We start from the raw sequence: 18,026 nt of genomic DNA, 5'->3' as shown, positions 1-18,026 counted from the left end.
AGAGAGCGGTCCTGCCACGACACGCCACGAAGCGCCCTCCAGAGGGTCAGAGGCCGACGGCCTTCAGCCGGCTCGCGTGCGACCGGAACACGGACTTCGGGTTCGGGCCAGACAGGTTGATAAACCCGAAGATCTGATTGACCTCGTCGAGGTGGTTCATCGCATAGTCGTCGCGGACCACCTCCCCGAAATGGGAGCTGCACCTGCCCACCATCCCGTCGTTCGACTCCGAGTACAGCGTGGAGATGAGCTTGAGCGTCAGGTCGGTCGGATCGATGAGGCTCGTGACGACCGCTGTCCCCGACCACGAGAAGAAGCGCACGCCGCCCTCCTCGTCGGGGCCCTGCCCGCACCGGCCGTCGGGCAGCCCGGCGGGGTAACGCGCGTTGAACTCGCGCATCCCGGCGGCGGACAGCGATCTGACGGCGGCGATCGCGTCCTGAGGCGCCGCGTGCCCGCTGAGCAGGCTGAGCACCGCGCCGAGGCCGCTCGCGAGGAGCGAGAGCGCCCCCTCCGCGAACCCGCCCTCCCGCAGGTTCTCCTGGAGGAAACTGGCGAGCTCGGCCCCCTGATGCGGAGACCCGATGGTGGTCACCGAGGCAATGAGATCCGGCCGCACCGCGGCGACATACCGGGCGTCGAGCCCGCCATGGCTGTGCCCGACCAGGTTGACCTTCCCGCTCCCGGTGCGCGCGACGATATCCTCGACCTGCGCGAGCAGCGCCTCCCCCCGCGCCTCGGTGCTGTCGAACTGGGGCACCTCGGTGGCGTACACCTCCGCTCCGCCGGAGCGCAGCGCCGACGCGATCCCACCGAAGTAGTCGATCACCCCGAACATCGCCTTGAAGCCGGCCATCCCGTGACAGAGCACGATCGGATACCGCGTCTGTGCATAGCTCTTCATCGCCAGCGCGCCCTCGCCGACCTCGGCGCGCTCCGCGTCCGCCGGCTCGTCCATCGACGCGACGCATCCTTGCGAGAGCAGCACCACGACAGCTCCCGCCGTGCACCGCAATGCGTCAAACCACGTCCGGCGCCCGGCCCATCGTTTTCTCTCGACTCTCTGATTTCGAGCGGGTGTGACGGCGGTGGGTCGTGCAGGGCGCATGCTGGAGGAATGAGCTCGTCTGATCACCTGCCACCTCTGATAGAGTATTTGTTTAATTCGAATCAAGCAGAACTCACAGGCTGTCAGCGCGACAAGCAGCTCACGTATCCTGGACAATCGGAAGGCCGGTGTCCTCCCCTTCACGGGTCACGTCGGTCCAGGCGGCGCGACAGGGCATCAGCGCGGGGGCGCAGAGCCGCCCATGCCGCGGCGAGGGCCGGGGGCACGCGGGCGGGCGAGGCGGAGGGCGCGGGCCCTCGGGGCGGCTAGGTCGCCGTCGCACCGCGCGCGCCGCGGACGATGCGCGCGTTCTCGGGCACCGCCGTCAGGAACCGCTCGCGCCGCCGCGGGTCCGCGATCCGGCGCGCCCGCGCGAGCAGGAGCTCCCTGGCCTCCGAGAGCACCGCGGCCGCCTCGGCGTGGGCGCCGGACGCCGTGAGCGCCTCGGCGTAGGCGAGCCGCACGAGCGACTCGCCTTCTTCCAGGGATCCGAGCGCCGCGAGCTCGCCGAACGCCGCCCGCGCCGCGCCGAGCGCCGCCGCGACCTCGCCCGCGGCGAGCAGCGCCCGCGCGCGCACCGCCACCGCGGCCGCGCGCAGCCGGGGGGCCACGTGCAGCGCCGCCTCGGCCGCGCGCGCCTCCCGCTCGGCGGTCGCGGCGTCGCCGGAGAGGAGCGCGATCTTCGCGAGGTAGGTCCGCGCCACGCCCTCCATGCGGAGGTCGCCCCGCTGCTGGAACGCCTCCACCGCGCGCCGCTCGACGAGCTGCGCCTCGTCGAGCTTGCCGAGCTGCCCGAGCGCGTGGCCGAGGTTGTGCAGCGCCACCGTCTCGAGCTCGCGCAGCCCCATCCGGTCGGCGGCCTCCAGGGCGGCGCGCAGGACGGACTCGGCCGCCCCGAGCTCGCCGAGCTCGGCGTAGATGAAGCCGAGGTTCGCGCCGATCACGCACGCGCTGCGCCTGTCCCCGGCCTGCTCGAACGCCGCGAGCGCCGCCTCCAGGCCCTCGAGGCACGCCTCGGGATCGCCGCCGGCCGAGGCGCGGATCGCGCGGAGCTGCTGCGCCATCGCGACGAGCTCGGCGTCCGGCGGCGGATGCACGCGGAGGTCCTCGTCGATGCGCGCGAGCAGCGCGTCGGCCTCGGCGTAGCGGCCGCCGAAGACGAGCTGCGCGCCGCACTCGCAGAAGCACGCGATCCGGGCGCGGCGCAGCGCGGCCGCGCCGGAGGACAGCGCCGCGGGCGCGGCGGACGGCGGCCCCGCCTGCGCAGCGGAGGGCGGCGCCGCGGACGCGAACGTGGGAGGCGCCACGGACGCGAAGGAGGGCGGCGCCGCGGACATCCCCTCGGCGATGGCGGCCCACCGCGCGACGCGGTCGACCGCGCCGAGCTTCCCGGCCGCGGCGGCGATCTGGGTGACCGCCCGGAACCACCCGGCGCAGCCGGCGGGGAGCAGCTCGGCCGCGGACGCGCCCAGCTCCTCGGCCGCCGCGAGGTCGCCCGTCCAGACGTTGACCTCGGCCGCGACCAGCCGGAGCGCGCCGAGATCCTCGCCCTCGGCGCCGCACGCCTCGCCGCACGCGGCGCGCTCGATCGCGGCGCGCAGGTCGTTCGCCTCGAGCGACTGCTCGGCCGCGCGGCGGTACCAGCGCACCGCGCGGCCGGGCTCTCCGCCGCGGCGGAAGTGCTCGGCCACGCCCTGCGGATCGGCGGAGGCGCTCCGCTCGAGCCACGCGCCCGCGAGCCGGTGGCCGAGGGCGCGGTCGCGCTCGGTCAGCATGGCGTACGCGGCCTCGCGGACGAGCGTGTGGCGGAAGACGTAGTCGGCAGCGTCGGCGAGGCCCGCCGACGCCGAGGCCGGCGCGACGAGCTCGCGGTCGGCGAGCGCCGTCAGCCAGGCCTCCACGTCGGCGAGGCGCTCCTCGCCGCCGAGCAGCGCCGCGACGCCGCGCTTCGAGAAGCGATCTCCGAAGATGCTGGCCGCCCGGAGCACGCGCTTGCCCTCGTTGCCCTCGGCGTCGAGCCGCGCCTCCACCGTGCCGAGCACCGAGTCGGGCAGGAGCTCCTCCTTGCCGCTCGCGACCGCGCGGATGAGCTCTTCCAGGTAGAACGGGTTGCCGCCGGCGCGCTCGACGAGGTGCGCGACAACGCCCTCGGGCACGGGCTCGCCGAGCGCGGCGCGCACGAGCTCCGCGCTCGCGCGGCGGGGCAGCGGGCCGAGCTTGATCGTCTGCACCTCGCGCTCGGCCCACAGGCTCGGGAACAGCCGGTGGACGTCCGGGCGCGCGAACGCGAGCAGCATGAGCGGGAGCTCGCGGAGGTTCCGCAGCGTCGCGTCGAGCAGGCGCACGGTGGCGGCGTCGCCCCAGTGGAGGTCCTCGAGCGCGAGGAGCACGGGGCGCGCGGCGCACTCGGCGGCGAGCCAGTCCTCCCAGGCGGCCCCCACGCCGTCGCTCATGCCGGTGGCGCTCTGGCGCGCCGCCCGCACCATGCGGGCGTGCTCCGGCGACGGCGCGCCGCTGATCTCGCCGAGGAACGCCGCCGCGCGATCGAGCGCCGGGCCGCCCAGGTGACGCCCGAGCCGCTGCTTCAGCTTGCGCTGCCGCGCCCACGCCGGGTCGCGCGCGCGGAGGCCGGCGGCCCGGCAGAGCACGTCCGCGATCATGCCGAACGGCGAGCCGGGAGCGCCCGAGTCGGCGCGGCCCCAGAGGATCTCGAGCGGCTCGTCCCGCTGCCGCAGGGCGGCGAAGAGCTCCAGGCGGAGCCGGGATTTGCCGGCGCCGGGCGGCCCGAGGACGAGCACCGCGCTCGCGAGCGCCTCGGAGATGCAGCCGGCGAGCACGCCGTGGAGCATCGAGAGCTCGCGGGCGCGGCCGACGCACGGGGTGCGCTTCCCGAGCAAGGCGGGGGCGATCTCGTCGACGGCGCGCTCGCCGTAGAGGAAGAGCGGCCCGCCCGGCGCCGAGGGCGCGGCGTGCGCGACGATGAAGCGCGGGCCGAGCATGTCGGCGGTCGCGCCGTCGATGCGCACCGCGCGCACCTCACGCTCGTCGAGCGCCGCGCGGAGCTCGGCGAGGCCGCGGTCGATCACGTCGCCCTCGGCGAGGCCCGCGGAGAAGACGCCCCGCCCCGTGATGACGCAGAGCGGTGCGGCCGGGAGCTCGGTGCGGAGGGCGAGCGCGCACTGGGCGGCGCGCTCGGCGCGATCCACGGCGCTGCCGGGGCCGGACATCATGACGATCTCCACGCCCGGGACGAGCTGCGTGAGCCTGCCGCCGTGGAGCTCGATGAGCGATCGGATCTCCGCGGCCCGGGCGCTCGACGTGGACGGCTGTAGCCTGCTCGATCCGGGCGGCAGCTGCGACCTGCGCGAGGCGGGCGGCAGTTGCGACCTGCGCGAGGCGGGCGGCGGCTCGCCAGGGGCCTCCTGGGCCTGCGGGGCGGGCTGCGGCGCCCGGGCTGCGCCGTGGCCGGGCTCGCCGAGGAAGACGAGGCTCACGACGCGCTGCTCGCCCAGGGTGAGCGCGGCGCGGTCGCGCGGGCCGAGGCCGTGGGCCGGGGCGTCGGGCGGCGCGCCGCCCGCGAGCGTCGGCGCGTCGGGCGGCGCGGTCCACCCGCCCCGCATCGCGGCGATCCGGTCGAGCTCGGCCGCGACCTCGGCGCCGTCGCGCGGGCGGTCGCCGGGCTGCCTGGAGAGCATGCGCGCGACGAGCTCGTCGAGCGGCGCCGGCGCGTCCGCGCGCACGTCGCGGAGGCGGGGCGGGTTCATCAGCAGCACCCTGCTGAGCGAGGCCATCGGGCTCGCGCTCGCGAAGGCGGGCTGGCCGGCGATGCACTCGAAGAGGACGCACCCGAGGGAGAACACGTCGCCGCGCGGGTCGGGCGCGCTGTGTGCCTCGACCTGCTCCGGGGCCATGTACCCCGGCGTGCCGAGGACGCCGCCGGTGACGGTGACGCGCCCCGCGTCGCTGCTGGGCCGCGCGATGCCGAAGTCGACGAGCTTGACCCGCCCGGCGTCCCCGCCCGGGAGGAAGAGGTTGCTCGGCTTGATGTCGCGGTGGACGATGCCGCGCGCGTGCGCGAACGCGAGGGCGTCGGCGGCCCGGCGCACGAGCAAGAGCCCCTCGCTCGCCGGCAGGACGCCGCGCGCGAGGCGCGCGGCGAGGTCCTCGCCGTCGAGCCACTCCATGGCGAGGTAGCGATCGCCTTCCGGGGTGCTGCCGTGCGCGACGTAGCGCACGATGCCCGGGTGGACGAGCGCGGCGAGGAGGGCGGCCTCCCGCTCGAACCGCTCGATCTGGATCTCGTTCCTCAGCCGGACGATCTTGAGGGCGACCGCCGCGCCGCCGAGGCGGTCGTACGCCTTGTAGACGGTGCCCATCCCTCCGGAGGCGGCCTCGCCCTCGACGGCGAAGCGCCCCGCGATGATCTCCGCGTGGCCCACGTCAGCGCAGGAACACGGTGACCGAGCCGGGGTTCGGCGTCCTCTCGACGACGAGCTTGCCCGAGCTGCTGCGGACCTTGCCGCGGCAGCTCGGGAAGCTTCCGTCGCTGTCCGGCTCGTCGCACAGGCTGGCGCACGAGCCGGCGACCTGGATCGCGCACGTGTCGAGCGAGGGCCCGCAGGCGCGCGCGAGCGACGACGGCTCGGGGGGGAGGCACGCGTGGTAGCGGCGCTGCGGCGCGAAGATGTTGCCGTAGTAGGTGGCCTCGCGCCTCGGATAGGCCGCGCGCTCGACCTTGTCGGCCTGGAGCTCCTCGTGATCTCCGCGGACGGAGATGTTCACCTTGTGCCCGAGGTAATTGACGCGAGCGAGGACGCAGCCGCTGACCCAGGACCGGCACGCTTCGTCGCAGGCGCCGCCCTCCTCGCCCCAGCTCGCCGCGAGGCCGAGCTCCCCTGGGAAGGAGAACTCGTCGCCGTTCACGGCGACGGTGAAGCCTTCACCCGCGGGCAGCGCGCAGCCCGCGACGTACTTCAGCAGGGTGCGCGCGGCCGGGTCGCGGAGCGCCTCGGCCGTGAGCGGGTGGCCCGAGAGCGCCTCGGCCGTGAGCGCGTTCGACGTCAGCGCGTTCGACGCCAGCGCGTTCGACGTCAGCGCGTTCGACGTCAGCGCGTTCGACGTGAGCGCGTTCGCCGTCTGGGCGGCCTGGGACGCGGCGTCCCCGGCGTCCTCGGCCTGAGCGTCCGGATCGAGCGCCACCGCGCACGCGCTCGCGAAGAGCGCCGCGATGGCCAGGAGGAGTGCAGCTAGCTTCGGCGAATGCTCCATGGATAACGCCCCCCCTGGGATGCCCATGAGCGCATGGCCCACGAGCTCCCGAAACGACCGGCGCCGAGGCGCGGGCCAAGGGGTACGCGCATCGAACACCGGCGCGTGATCTTGTTCAGATGCACGAGCCGCGAAGAAGCCCACGAGTCGGAGCGGCCGATGGGGCCATCTCCGCTACAGAGACAAATGGAAAGATGTCACTGATACCCCGCCGGGCAAAGACCGACGCGCACGCAATGGTCTCTTTTTTTGTGTCGCGGCGCGATCGCTCTGTTCGCGCTGTCGTGGTGCTGTCGGCGCGAGACGCCTGCTCTGTCCAAGGCATCATGGACAGCGATGCTGGCACCGGGGACGGAGGAGCCATGGAGTGCGGTCGACGTGCGATGATGGCGACACGATGGCCTGTCGCCGACAGCCGGCCTCCTCGCCGGGAGGCGCCCGGAGAGGCGCTCGGCGGGCTCGATCCATCCGGGCGGGCGACGGCCTGGGCCTGCGCCTCCCGGGCCCCGCCGTCGGCTCCCTGAGCTCCCCCGGCGGGCCCGCTGCCCGCGGCGGCGGCCGGTGGGGCGCGCCGAGGTCGGCCGAGCCGACCGGTGCGTTGCGCCCCCGGCCGTCCGCAGCGGTCGCGCGACGGAGGGCGTTGGGCGGGGGCGTTGGGCGGGGGCGTTGTGACGGGTTGCGCGACGGACGGCGGCTGGACGGGCTGCTCGGCGCGGTGCATCGGCGCCCTTGACGTCGCTGCGTGTTGATCATTACATGCCCCGGACCATGAAGGGCCATGCGCGCAATCTGATGACCGAGCGCGTTATCGCTTTGGAGCAGGGCACGCCGGTCATCGACATGTTGCAGCTGTTCGCCAGCCATCACCTGAGCGGCGCGCCGGTCATCGACGGGGGGCACCACATCGTCGGGTTCGTCAGCGAGACGGATCTCCTGGGCGTGCTCCTGCGCAAGGAGTACGCGGGCATGACGGCTGCAGACGTGATGAGCACCCCGCCCATCTGCGTGGACGAGTTCATGCCCACGGACGAGGTGATGACCCTGCTGCGCGCGAACCGGATCCACCACCTGCCGGTGGTGCGCGAGGGGCGCCTCGTCGGGATCATCACCCCGCAGGACATCCTGCGTTATTTCGTGGCGTGCGTGATGCCGCTCCCGCCGAGCACCGCCTGACGTCACGGCGCAGCCGGGGCCGCCGCTGCGCCGGAGCCTAGGTCAACATCTCCGGGAACGCGCATCCCCAGGCGGCGATCTCACCAGAGAGCTGCGCGAGCTTGGGATTTTGTGGCAAGTCGAAGAGTCGCGCGACCTCTCGCGGGTGCCGCGGGCCCTCCTGGCGGAGCCACTCCACGATCTGCTTGAGCACGTGCGCCCCCAATCCTTCGACCACGAAGCATCCGCACTCTGCGCGCTGCTGGCATTTGCCTTTCGGTCGCTGGCAACGGTCGCGCCTGAGCTCGGCGCTCACGTCGGACCAAAACTCGCGCTCCCCGGCCTTCATGGTGTGCTCGATCTGGTACAGTGTGATGCCGTCCTTGATATCGGCGTGCGCGCGGTGCTCTTCCGCCAGGCGGCGGAGGTCCGCGACGACAGAGCGGCGAGGATCCTTCGCGCTCTTCTGCGTGAGCGCAGCATCATAGACGTCGAGGGGGACGAGGTTCTCCGCTTCACGGCCGTGCACTTCCCTCGCCCGCTGGAACGCTGACCTCCCTTGCGCCTTCTTCTCCAGCTCGCGCCATGTCTCTCCCTTGGGTCCCTCGGGGTACCGGCGATCGCTGTCCGCGATGGCTAGCACGATGCGGCCGTCGTCCGCGATCCGAGCGAACTCCGGTGCGAGGGTGCTTCCCCCTGCTCCGCGGCGCTCAAACTGCAACCTGAGTCTCCGCAGATTCCGCAGGGTGAGCAGCAGCTGAGCGACCTCGGCGTAGAAGTCCACGTCGAGGAGGTTCTCCCCGAGCAGCACGGCGCGGATGGTCCGTGTGCTCCTGTCGAAGTGATGGAGGGGGGCCCGGACGACGTGGCTACCCGAGCTCTCGATGTGCTCCTTTCCGTCGAACCGTGCGCCGACGCCGAGCTCCACATACCAGTCGAGCCGACTCCTCAGGCTCAAGAGCTCAAGCGATGTGCCGCGGATGCGCTCGAGCGTGCTCTTCTCGCGCCGCGACAGCCGCGGGAGAAGGGGGCCGACGGCTTCGATGTCCTCGGGAGCGATGGCCACGACGTGCTGCCCCTCGCGATGCATCCTGAGGAGGAGCTCGATGCAGTCGCAGGATTTCTCTGCGGTCGCCCCGCCGCCGACCGCGTCCGCGATGGCGGACGGGTCAAGGTAGATCAGCATGCGATCTACCGCTGGCCGACGGCAATGGGGAGCTCTTCCAGGGGCTCCGCGACGGGCGCGAGGAAGCCGAAAGGCCAGGAATCGCTGAGAGCGCCGTCCTCTTCATAGCCGCTCACGGTCACCGTCGTCTGGCGAGTCTCCCTGTCCTGATCGAAGAAGAGGATCTGGGCGTCCGATGGGTCGATCTGCTTCTTCCGGATGAGCATCCCCAGCCCGTTCACGAGCGCCTCGCTGTGGGTTTCGACCATCAGCTTGACCTCGCGACCCGACCTCCGGCTCTCCAGAAGAGCGCCGACGATCATGTCGGCGAGCCTCGCCTGATGCGCCGGGTGCAGATGCAGCTCGGGCTGTTCGATCGCGAGCATGGTCGTCGGAACATCCCCGGGTTCCTGCTCTCGAAGACAAGCAGACCAAAGGGTTGCCGCGAGCGGTAGGATCTCGGAGTAGCCGAACCCCGCATCCACGAGGTTGACGAAGCGGTCGGCACCGCGCTCCTTGATGAGGATCTCCGTGTGGAGGCGCTCGGTGCGCATCATGGTCTCGAAGCCGAGGTGAGCGCGGGTAAATGCAGCGAAGCTCCTCGTCTCCTCGGGAGAAAGCGACCTTAGAAACATCGGAAGGTTCTGACCTTGGGGATCAATCTCCTGCACCGAGAGCTGCTGGATACGGTATGTACGCAACGCGCTCGCACGCAGGGGTGCCACGTACCTGATACCCGCAAAGAAGGAACCGATCGTGTAGTCAAGATTGGCAATGATCCCCGGCAGTAGGTATGCAACTTGAAAGGCGAGTCCTCTGCGCAACCCAGGGCTGTCAGGATTGAGCTCAATCGCAAGGTCCTCGCTACCGATCTTTGCCAGAAATTTTCGCGCATCGTTCAGCATCTGCGCGCACGAGCCAATCCGAACATGGTCAACCAAGCTCGCTGGCGCTTTGGAACCGAACGCTTCCAGGAACACGGACTCTGCCCGGCTATAAAAAACAGAGCTTTCCAGGGCTCTTCCGTCGTAAAAATCGTCGTCCTCCCAGCGCAGCCGGTACACCGGCACATATCGAAAATTCGGCCCTTCAGAGGACACAAGAGCTGGAATCAGCACCATGCGACCGCCAAGCGCGAGAGGAACATCCGCGGACATGATATTATGTGAGTCAACAAGAAACTCAATCAGCTGTCCGTCTGGCATGGCCCGAATTATTATCTCATGATCCGCCACGTGAAATTTGCAGCTGTTTACATAAGGTTCCTGCATGTTGGACGCAATAGTAATCTCGACATTGATGCTGGTCGATTCGGTGGTCCACCAATGCTCTTTAGATATGTCCACACAAAAGCAAAAGGATATACACTTCTCGTCGGACCTGAAATTCACGGCATCAGCAACGGATCCAAAATCCACGAACTTCGGATCGTACCAGAGGATCGGACTGCTTCTCTCCGCTTCCACGCTCTGTCGGAGCAGCGGGAAGGCGCGCAGGAATGTGCTCTTTCCCGAGCTGTTTCGGCCCACCAGCAGCGTGATGGGCTTGAGGGAGAGGATCCCCGTGTCCGTCAGGCACCTCAGGTTCTTGACCCCGAATCCGACCAGCTTCACTGAACCTCCAGCTCTCCCACTGCAACCTCGGAGCCGCTTTGTTTGCCGTATGCTGGTGCAACGGCGGCGCCCGCGCCACACCAGCGAGCGGCCGGGACGAGGTCGCCTCGTGGCGCGGAGACACGAACGGCATCGCGGTACCCCTCGGGCCAAGCGCTATCACGGCCCTGACCCGGGCGTCGACGTTCACCGCGCCGATGCGTGAAGCGCCGGGCTGATGCGAAGGCGACGGTGCCCGGTTGCTCGGAGCAGCTTGGGGCGTTGCTCCGGGTTCCTGGCGGGCAAGCCAGGCGCCTTCCCGGGTTCTTCGTGCTTTCAGTCGGCCACCTCGGAATGTTCGCACCACCGAGCTCGGCCACAAGCTGCTGCGTCCGCGTCCGAACCGGAAGTCTAAGAGCGTGGCCCGCGCCCTCGGGTGGAAGCACGCTGCGCGTGCCTGGCAAACCGCTGAGGCGCGCGGTCATGCGGTTTTGTGCATGGCGGGGCACACGTAGTGTCACTTCGGAGCCTCTCCTGTAAACGGCTGGACACACGTAGTGTCACTTCGGAGCCTCTCCTGTAAACGGCTGGACACACGTAGTGTCACTTCGGAGCCTCTCCTGTAAACGGCTGGACACACGTAGTGTCACTTCGGAGCCTCTCCTGTGAACGACGGGGTATGGGGCAGCCGGCCTGTGCTCGGCGGACCTCCCCCGGCCGGAACGGCGCGCCGGAGGAGAGGCTCTCCGCCCCCTACCGCCGGTCGAACTGGTACCGCGCCCGCTCCGCGCCCTCGATCTCCACCACGATGCGCTTCGGGCCGAGCCGCACGACCGCGTGCGCCGCGGCGGGGCGGCCCGGCGCGTCGTCGTCGAGGTTCTCGATCAGGCTCTGGAGCGTCACGTACGGGATGCCGCGGATCACGTCGAGGTGGTTCCAGTGCAGGTGGCCGTTGAAGACGGCGAGCACGCCGTGCTCCTCGAAGATCTTCCGCATCGCGCGCCGCTCGCGCACGAGGCAGATGTGCGGGCTCCCCTCGAACCAGCGGTTGCCCCGGAGATCCTGATCGGCCGCGCTGTGGTGCATCAGCACGATCTTGGGCAGCGGGGACGCCGCGAGGTCCTCGCCGAGCCAGGCGAGCTGCTCTGGCCCGAGCGAGATGTCGTGATCCTTGCGCTCGCGCGTGTGAAGGACCGTGAAGTGGAAGCCGCCGCGGTCGAAGGCGTAGTGGAGCCGCGTCGCCTCGGGTCTGCCCCAGGCGGACAGCAGGTCGGCCTCGCTCAGGTGGATCACGTCGTGGTTGCCGGCGACGTGGAAGAGCTCGGCCTTGAGGCCGCGGAGCGCGGCCATGCAGGCGCCGTAGCGCTCCCGGTCGGCCTCGGGCCCCTCGTCCTCGATGTCGTCGCCCAGGTTCACGACGAGATCGGGCCGCGTGACCTCGTTCATCCGCTTCACGAAGGCGCGGGTCAGCTCGGGCGCCTCGCCCGTGAGCTTGCGCAGCTTGCCCCCGAACGATGCCTCCGGGCCGAAGTGCAGGTCCGAGACGAGGGCGACGACGAGCTCCATGCGCGCCTGGCCGCTCAGCCCGACTTGGCGCCGGGCTCCGGCGCCGCCTTGGAGCCGCCCAGGCACGGGGGAGAGCGGAAGTCCGCGCCCCCCTGCCGCTCCCACTCGTCCGGCGTCATCGCGCGGATCGTCAGGGCGTGCAGCCCGGAGCGGAACTCCTCGCGCACCAGGTCGTTGACCCGGCGGTGGCGATCGAGCGGGCTCAGGCCCCGGAACGCCTCGCTCACCACGAGCACCTTGAAGTGGGTCTCCGAGCCCACCGGTACGCTGTGCATGCGGCTCTCGTTCTCCACCTCGATGTGCACGGGCTCGAGCGCGCGAACGAGCTTGCCGTGGATCGACTCCTGCTTCGTCCCTGTCGTCATGGCCGCGCGAAGCTTACCCTCCGCCGCGCCGCCGGTCACCCGCGGGGACGCGGCCCCTCGCCGACCCAGGGGATCGCCCGGCGCACCCGCCAGCGGATGAGCCGCCCGGCGCGCCCCGGCCGGGCGTCACTTCGCCGGCGGATCGGCGCGCGGCAGACCTCGCTCATCGAACAGGAGAGCGATGTCGACGTGGAACTGCGCTCTGCGAGAGGACGGCGGCGCTTGATGGGAGCTGGGCGGCGCTTGATGGGAGCTCGGCGGCGCGCGATGGGAGCTCGGCGGCGACGCGGAATGACCGCCGTGCGCCTCGCCGTCCTGCGAGTCCATCGCGAGCACCTCCCGCTGCGGGGGCGCCGCGCCCGGCTGCAGGCCGAGGTTCTCCTCCCACGGCTGCACGTCGCGCTGCTCCCACGGCTGCGCGTCGCGCTGCTCCCACGGCTGCGCGTCGCGCTGTTCCCACGGCTGCGCGTCGCGCTGCGCGGCAGGCGACGGAGGCACCTGCCGCGGAAGCGCATGCGCCGCCGGCGTATCCCGGCGCGGAACCACCCCGGCCTGCTGCCGCGAGCTCGGAACGGCCCGTTGCGACAGCGGCGCCGACGTCTCTCGCCGTGTATACGTCGCGGCCGGCGCATCCCGACGCGCGTACGCCCCGGCGTGCTGCGAGCCAGCCATCGGCGTATCCCGCCGCGCGTATGCCTCGGCCGGATGCGAGCCTGCCAGCGGCGTATCCCGCCGCACGTACGCTCCGGCCGCCGGCGATGCCTGCACCGGCCTGGACGCCTCCCGGCGCGCGACCGCCGGACCGGCGGCCGGCGGCGGCGGCGGGAGCGGCGTCGGAGCGGGCAGCTCACGGCGCGCCCGCGACGAGGGCGGCCCCACCATGACCCCCAGGCGCTCCGAGCGCGGCACCGGCGCCTCGCGCGGGCGGTGCGCCGCCTCTCCCGGCGCCTCCGCGCGTGAGCGCTCCGGCCGCTGCGCGGCCACGGCAGCCGCCACGCGCTCGCGGTACGCGAGCTCCTGCGCTCCTGCGCTGCGCGGCGCCTGCGCGCTCGCGCTGCGCGGCCCCGAGCGCGGCAGCGGCGTCGCCTCGGGGTCGCGCCGCGACGCCGGGTCCGCCTTCATCACCCCGATGGTCATGCGCTCCGACCGCGGCACCGACGCGCTCTCTTCCGCCGGCATCATCGAGTAGCGACCGGGCGTCAGCTGCCGCGAGCGCTGCTTGCGGCTCTCGCGCGCCGCCGTGGCCAGCAGCGCCCCGAGCTCGTCGTCCGCCATCGCCTCGTCGACCCGCACGAGCGTGCTGACCACGTCGCGCGCGATCTCCTCGAACGCCTCGGGAGCGAGCGCGTAAGTCGACGACGTGACCACGATGACCACCGGCCGACGCTCTTCCGCGAGCGCGGCGGCCATCGATACCGGACACGCCTTGACGATGATCCCCACATCCATCGCCGCCGTCTGGCAGCGCTGGAGCAACGCCTGATCGCCGCCGATGAGAAGGGCCGTCGGGATCTGGGCGCGAAGCGTGGCGTCAGAGATTCGCGGCATCGGTCCCAGGATCCTAACCCCGCTACTTCACGCAGAGGTCAGGAAAATCCTGTCATCGGACATTCCACGTCATGTCTGGACAACGAGCCCAGCCGATGTGGGGTAGTGCGCGCCGCCGGATCACATCACGGATGCGTAGGTGCCGTGGGCAGCTCGGTGAGATGGCAGGCGGCCCAGTGCCCAGGGCGGCGCTCCTCCAGCGGAGGGGCCTCGGCGCTGCACCGGTCCATCGTATAGGGACAGCGTGTGTGAAAATGGCACCCTGACGGCGGGTTCAGCGGACTCGGCACCTCGCCGACGAGGGGCAGCCGGCGGCGCGTGCGCTCCACGTCGGGATCCGGGATCGGGATCGCCGACAGCAGGGCCTGCGTGTACGGATGTTGCGGTGAACGGAAGAGCTCATCCGGGCGAGCGCGCTCCACGATCCGGCCGAGGTACATCACCGCGATCTCGCTTGACAGGTGGCGGACCACGGCGAGGTCGTGCGCGACGAACACGTACGTGAGCGAGAGCTCGCGCTGGAGCGACGCGAGCAGGTTGACGATCTGGGCCTGGATGCTCACGTCGAGCGCGCTCACCGGCTCGTCCGCGATCACGAGCTTCGGCTTCAGGGCGAGCGCGCGGGCGATGCCGATCCTCTGCCGCTGGCCGCCGGAGAACTCGTGCGGATAGCGCCGCATGTACGAGGGCGAGAGCCCGACGAGCTCCATGAGGCGCGCCACCTCGCGCAGCGCCTCGTCGCGCGACGAGACGAGGCCGTGGGTGGAGAGCGGCTCGGCGATGAGGTCGTGGACCGTCATGCGCGGGTTCAGGCTCGCGTACGGGTCCTGGAAGATCATCTGCATCTCGCGGCGCGCCTTTCGCAGCGCGCGCGGCTCGAGCGTCAGGATCTCCCGGCCGTCGATCTTCACGCTCCCCGACGTGGGCGGGACGAGGCGGAGGATGCCCCGGCCCGTCGTCGACTTGCCGCAGCCGGACTCGCCGACGAGGCCCAGCGTCGCGCCGCGCTCGACGTCGAACGAGACGCCGTCGACCGCGCGCACCGTGCCGACCTGCCGCTGGAGCAGGCCGCGGCGCACCGGGAAGTGGACCTTGAGATCGCGCACCGAGAGCAGCGGCGGGGGGGTAGCGGCGGTGGTCATGGCGCTCGTCCTGCGACGTCCTCGACGTGGCACCGCACGACGTGCAGCGCCTTCCTGTTGCCCTCGCCCGAGACGACGCGCGGCGGCGGCGCCTCCTCCCGGCACGCCGCGATCGCGTGCGCGCAGCGCGGGTGGAACGGGCAGCCCGGCGGCAGGCGCGCGAGCGAGGGCGGCATCCCGGGGATGGGGACGAGATCCGCGCCGCGCGCGTCGTCGAGCCGCGGGATCGAGCGCGACAGGCCGATGGTGTACGGGTGCCGGGCCGCGTGGAAGATGGCGCCGACGGGGCCCTCCTCGACGATGCGCCCGGCGTACATGACCGCGACGCGATCGGCCATCTTCGCCACGACGCCGAGGTCGTGCGTGATGAGGAGGACGGCCGCGCCGAGCGCCTCCTTCCGCTCCCCGATCAGGTCCAGGATCTGCGCCTGGATCGTGACGTCGAGCGCCGTCGTCGGCTCGTCGGCGATCAGCAGATCGGGGTCGCACAGGAGCGCCATCGCGATCATCACGCGCTGCCGCATCCCGCCCGAGAGCTGGTGCGGGTAGTCGTCGATCCGCGACGCCGCCGCGGGGATCCCGACCGCCTGCAGCATCTCGACGCTGCGCCGGCGCGCCTCGGCGCGGCCCATGCCGCGGTGGAGCTCCAGCACCTCGATGAGCTGCTCGCTCACCCGGAGGTAAGGGTTCAGCGACGTCATCGGGTCCTGGAAGATCATCGCGATCCGGTCGCCGCGGACGCGCTCCATCCGCGCCTCGCTCGCCTCCACGAGGTCCTCGACGACGCCGCCCTCGGACTCGAGGAGGATCTGGCCGCCGACGATCCTGCCCGGCGGGTCGGGGATGAGCCGCAGGAGGGAGAGGCTCGTCACGCTCTTGCCCGAGCCGGACTCGCCGACGATGCCGAGGACCTCGCCCCGATCGAGGCTGAAGGAGATGCCATCGACCGCGCGGACCACCCCCTCCTCGGTGAAGAAGTGGGTCTTCAGGTTCTTGACCTCGAGCAGCATGGTCCGTGCGGGCGCGCGCGTCCCGGAGGAGGAACGCGGCGCCCTTCAGTCCTTTCGGATGCGAGGATCCAGGGCGTCGCGGAGCCCGTCGCCGAGGAAGTTGAAGCAGATCAGCGTGAGCGCGAGCATCAGCGCCGGGAAGACGAGCTGCCAGGGGAAGAGGTCCATCGCGTCGGCGCCGGTGGACGCGAGCAGGCCCCAGCTCGACAGCGGCTCCTGCGTGCCGAGGCCGAGGAAGCTCAGGAACGCCTCGGTCATCATCACCTCGGGGATGGTGAGCGTCGTGTAGACGATGATCGGGCCGACCGCGTTCGGCACGAGGTGCCGGAAGATCAGCGCGGCGTGCCCGACGCCGATCGAGCGCGCCGACTCGATGAACGGCTGGCCGCGCAGCGCGATGACCTGGCCGCGGACGATGCGGGCCATGGTGAGCCAGGAGATACCGCCGAGGGCCGCGAAGACGACGACGATCTGGAAGATGGGGAAGTAGCTCGGGTCCGACGGCTCCTTGACGAAGAGGCCGAGCGCGACCTTCCAGGCGCGGTAGAGCACGGTCTGGTCGTTCGCGAAGAAGACCATCAGCAGGATGACGAGGATGAGGAACGGGAACGTGTAGAGCACGTCCACGATGCGCATCATGATCGCGTCGACCTTGCCCCCGAAGTACCCGGCGACGCCGCCCCAGCTCACGCCGATGACGAAGCTCACGAGCGTCGCGACGATGCCGACGGCGAACGAGATGCGCCCGCCGAAGAAGACGCGGGCCATCAGATCGCGGCCGAAGTAGTCGGTGCCCATCCAGTGGGCGAGCGACGGGGGCTGCGCGCCGAGCTTGAGATCCGCCTTGTCGTACCGGTAGCTCGACAGCTCGGGGACGAGGATGCAGGCGAGGATCATCGCGATGAGCACGACGCCGCAGGCGACCGCGGCGCGGTTCTTCCGGAGCCGCCGCCACGCGTCGCGGCCGAGGCTCGAGCCCTGCTCCAGCGCGTCGAGCCGCAGCGGGCCGGCCGGGCTCGGCGCCGCGCCGCCCGCGTCGACAGGGGCGGCGGGCGGATCGCCGGGGGCGGCGGGCTGCGGGAGGGCGGCGTGGGGCATGGTCAGCGCAGCTCCACCCGCGGGTCGATGAAGGCGTACGCCACGTCGACGATCGCGTTGAAGAGCATGAGCAGGAAGCCGTAGACGAGCATGACCCCCATCACGAGGTTGTAGTCGCGGTTCGTGGCCGCCTCGACGAAGTAACGGCCCATGCCGGGGATGTTGAAGATCTTCTCGACGACGAGGGAGCCGACGAGCAGGCCGCTGAAGCCGGGGCCGAGGAAGCTCACGACAGGGAGCAGCCCGCCCCGGAGCGCGTGCTTCAGGACGACCTTGCGCTCGGAGAGCCCCTTGGCGCGGGCGGTGCGGATGAAATCCGAGCGGATCACCTCGAGCATCCCGCCGCGCGTCAGCCGGGCGATGTAGGCCGCGACAGGGAGCCCGGCGCAGATGACCGGCAGCACCATGTGCCGCCACGTCTCCCAGCGCGCCACCGGGAACCAGTAGAGCTTGAGCGAGAAGACGAGCATGAGCAGCGGGGCGAGCACGTACCGCGGCACGCTGAGGCCGACCATCGCGACCCCCATGGCCGCCGTGTCCTTCCAGGTGTTCTGGCGGATCGCGCCGATGATGCCGAGCGGGATGCCCGTCGCGAGGGCGAAGAGCATCGCCCAGCACCCGAGCTGCATCGACACGGGCAGGCTGAGCGCGATGATCTCGTTGACGGTGCGGTTCGGGTACTTGAACGTCGGGCCCAGGTCGCCTCGGGTGACGAGCGCAAGGAGCCAGTCGCCATACTGCTTCAGCACCGGATCGTTCAGGTGGTACTTGGCGTCGAGCTGCCGCTGGACCTCGACGGGCACGGCCCGCTCCTGGTCGAACGGGCCGCCCGGCACGATGCGCACCAGGACGAACACCAGGGTGGCGACGAGGAAGAGCGTGGGGATGATGGAGAGCAGCCGCTTGATGGCGTAGGAGCTCACGGCGCGCCGCCTCCCGGCCGCCGGGCCGCGCCGCTCGCCCCGTCATCCCGCCGCCTTCCGTGGATCCCGAGCGATGTCACGAGGTGCCT

At 71.3% G+C, this 18,026-nt stretch carries 13 protein-coding genes; 1 reads left to right on the top strand and 12 read right to left on the bottom strand.

The window, feature by feature from the left end; genetic code table 11:
- Positions 1–46: 46 nt before the first annotated feature.
- The 3 genes from WMF22_RS19310 to WMF22_RS19300 all read right to left on the bottom strand — a co-directional run bounded on the left by WMF22_RS19310 (position 47) and on the right by WMF22_RS19300 (position 6,376).
- Positions 47–958 (bottom strand): esterase/lipase family protein, encoded by a 912-nt coding sequence (locus WMF22_RS19310; protein ID WP_437300528.1) that lies wholly within the window; start codon positions 956–958, stop codon positions 47–49.
- 416 nt (positions 959–1,374) lie between these two features.
- The gene (locus tag WMF22_RS19305) at positions 1,375–5,547 is read right to left on the bottom strand and encodes a serine/threonine-protein kinase (protein ID WP_438036658.1); all 4,173 of its coding nucleotides are present in this window, start codon (positions 5,545–5,547) and stop codon (positions 1,375–1,377) included.
- A gap of 1 nt (position 5,548) precedes the next feature.
- Complete coding sequence (locus WMF22_RS19300; protein ID WP_438036657.1) at positions 5,549–6,376, bottom strand: hypothetical protein; 828 nt, start codon at positions 6,374–6,376, stop codon at positions 5,549–5,551.
- Between the two features lie 792 nt (positions 6,377–7,168).
- Between WMF22_RS19300 and WMF22_RS19295 the strand changes: the two genes are divergently transcribed.
- A complete protein-coding gene (locus WMF22_RS19295) occupies positions 7,169–7,549 on the top strand; it encodes a CBS domain-containing protein (RefSeq protein ID WP_438036656.1) in 381 nt (126 codons plus the stop codon).
- Positions 7,550–7,586: 37 nt separating this feature from the next.
- Here WMF22_RS19295 and WMF22_RS19290 read toward each other — a convergent pair whose 3' ends face one another.
- The 9 genes from WMF22_RS19290 to WMF22_RS19250 form a co-directional block, all read right to left on the bottom strand.
- Positions 7,587–8,714, bottom strand: a complete 1,128-nt coding sequence (locus WMF22_RS19290) for a hypothetical protein (protein ID WP_438036655.1) — start codon at positions 8,712–8,714, stop codon at positions 7,587–7,589.
- 5 nt (positions 8,715–8,719) lie between these two features.
- The gene (locus tag WMF22_RS19285) at positions 8,720–10,306 is read right to left on the bottom strand and encodes an AAA family ATPase (protein WP_438036654.1); all 1,587 of its coding nucleotides are present in this window, start codon (positions 10,304–10,306) and stop codon (positions 8,720–8,722) included.
- 732 nt (positions 10,307–11,038) lie between these two features.
- Positions 11,039–11,851 (bottom strand): metallophosphoesterase family protein, encoded by an 813-nt coding sequence (locus WMF22_RS19280; RefSeq protein ID WP_437300522.1) that lies wholly within the window; start codon positions 11,849–11,851, stop codon positions 11,039–11,041.
- Between the two features lie 14 nt (positions 11,852–11,865).
- The gene (locus WMF22_RS19275; protein ID WP_438036653.1) at positions 11,866–12,216 is read right to left on the bottom strand and encodes a BolA family protein; all 351 of its coding nucleotides are present in this window, start codon (positions 12,214–12,216) and stop codon (positions 11,866–11,868) included.
- Positions 12,217–12,342: 126 nt separating this feature from the next.
- Positions 12,343–13,764, bottom strand: a complete 1,422-nt coding sequence (locus tag WMF22_RS19270; protein ID WP_438036652.1) for a hypothetical protein — start codon at positions 13,762–13,764, stop codon at positions 12,343–12,345.
- A gap of 125 nt (positions 13,765–13,889) precedes the next feature.
- Complete coding sequence (locus tag WMF22_RS19265; protein WP_438036651.1) at positions 13,890–14,906, bottom strand: ABC transporter ATP-binding protein; 1,017 nt, start codon at positions 14,904–14,906, stop codon at positions 13,890–13,892.
- Positions 14,903–15,916 (bottom strand): ABC transporter ATP-binding protein, encoded by a 1,014-nt coding sequence (locus WMF22_RS19260; protein WP_437300518.1) that lies wholly within the window; start codon positions 15,914–15,916, stop codon positions 14,903–14,905. Before WMF22_RS19260 ends, WMF22_RS19265 begins: the two co-directional genes overlap by 4 nt.
- A gap of 45 nt (positions 15,917–15,961) precedes the next feature.
- Complete coding sequence (locus WMF22_RS19255; protein ID WP_438036650.1) at positions 15,962–17,014, bottom strand: ABC transporter permease; 1,053 nt, start codon at positions 17,012–17,014, stop codon at positions 15,962–15,964.
- Positions 17,015–17,016: 2 nt separating this feature from the next.
- Positions 17,017–17,937, bottom strand: coding sequence for an ABC transporter permease (locus WMF22_RS19250; RefSeq protein WP_012236088.1), 921 nt, complete (start codon positions 17,935–17,937; stop codon positions 17,017–17,019).
- Positions 17,938–18,026 lie beyond the last annotated feature (89 nt).

The sequence above is a fragment of the Sorangium sp. So ce204 genome, from assembly GCF_051526795.1.
GTDB lineage: Bacteria > Myxococcota_A > Polyangia > Polyangiales > Polyangiaceae > Sorangium > Sorangium cellulosum_B.
This window is presented reverse-complemented; position numbering and strand designations above follow the sequence as displayed.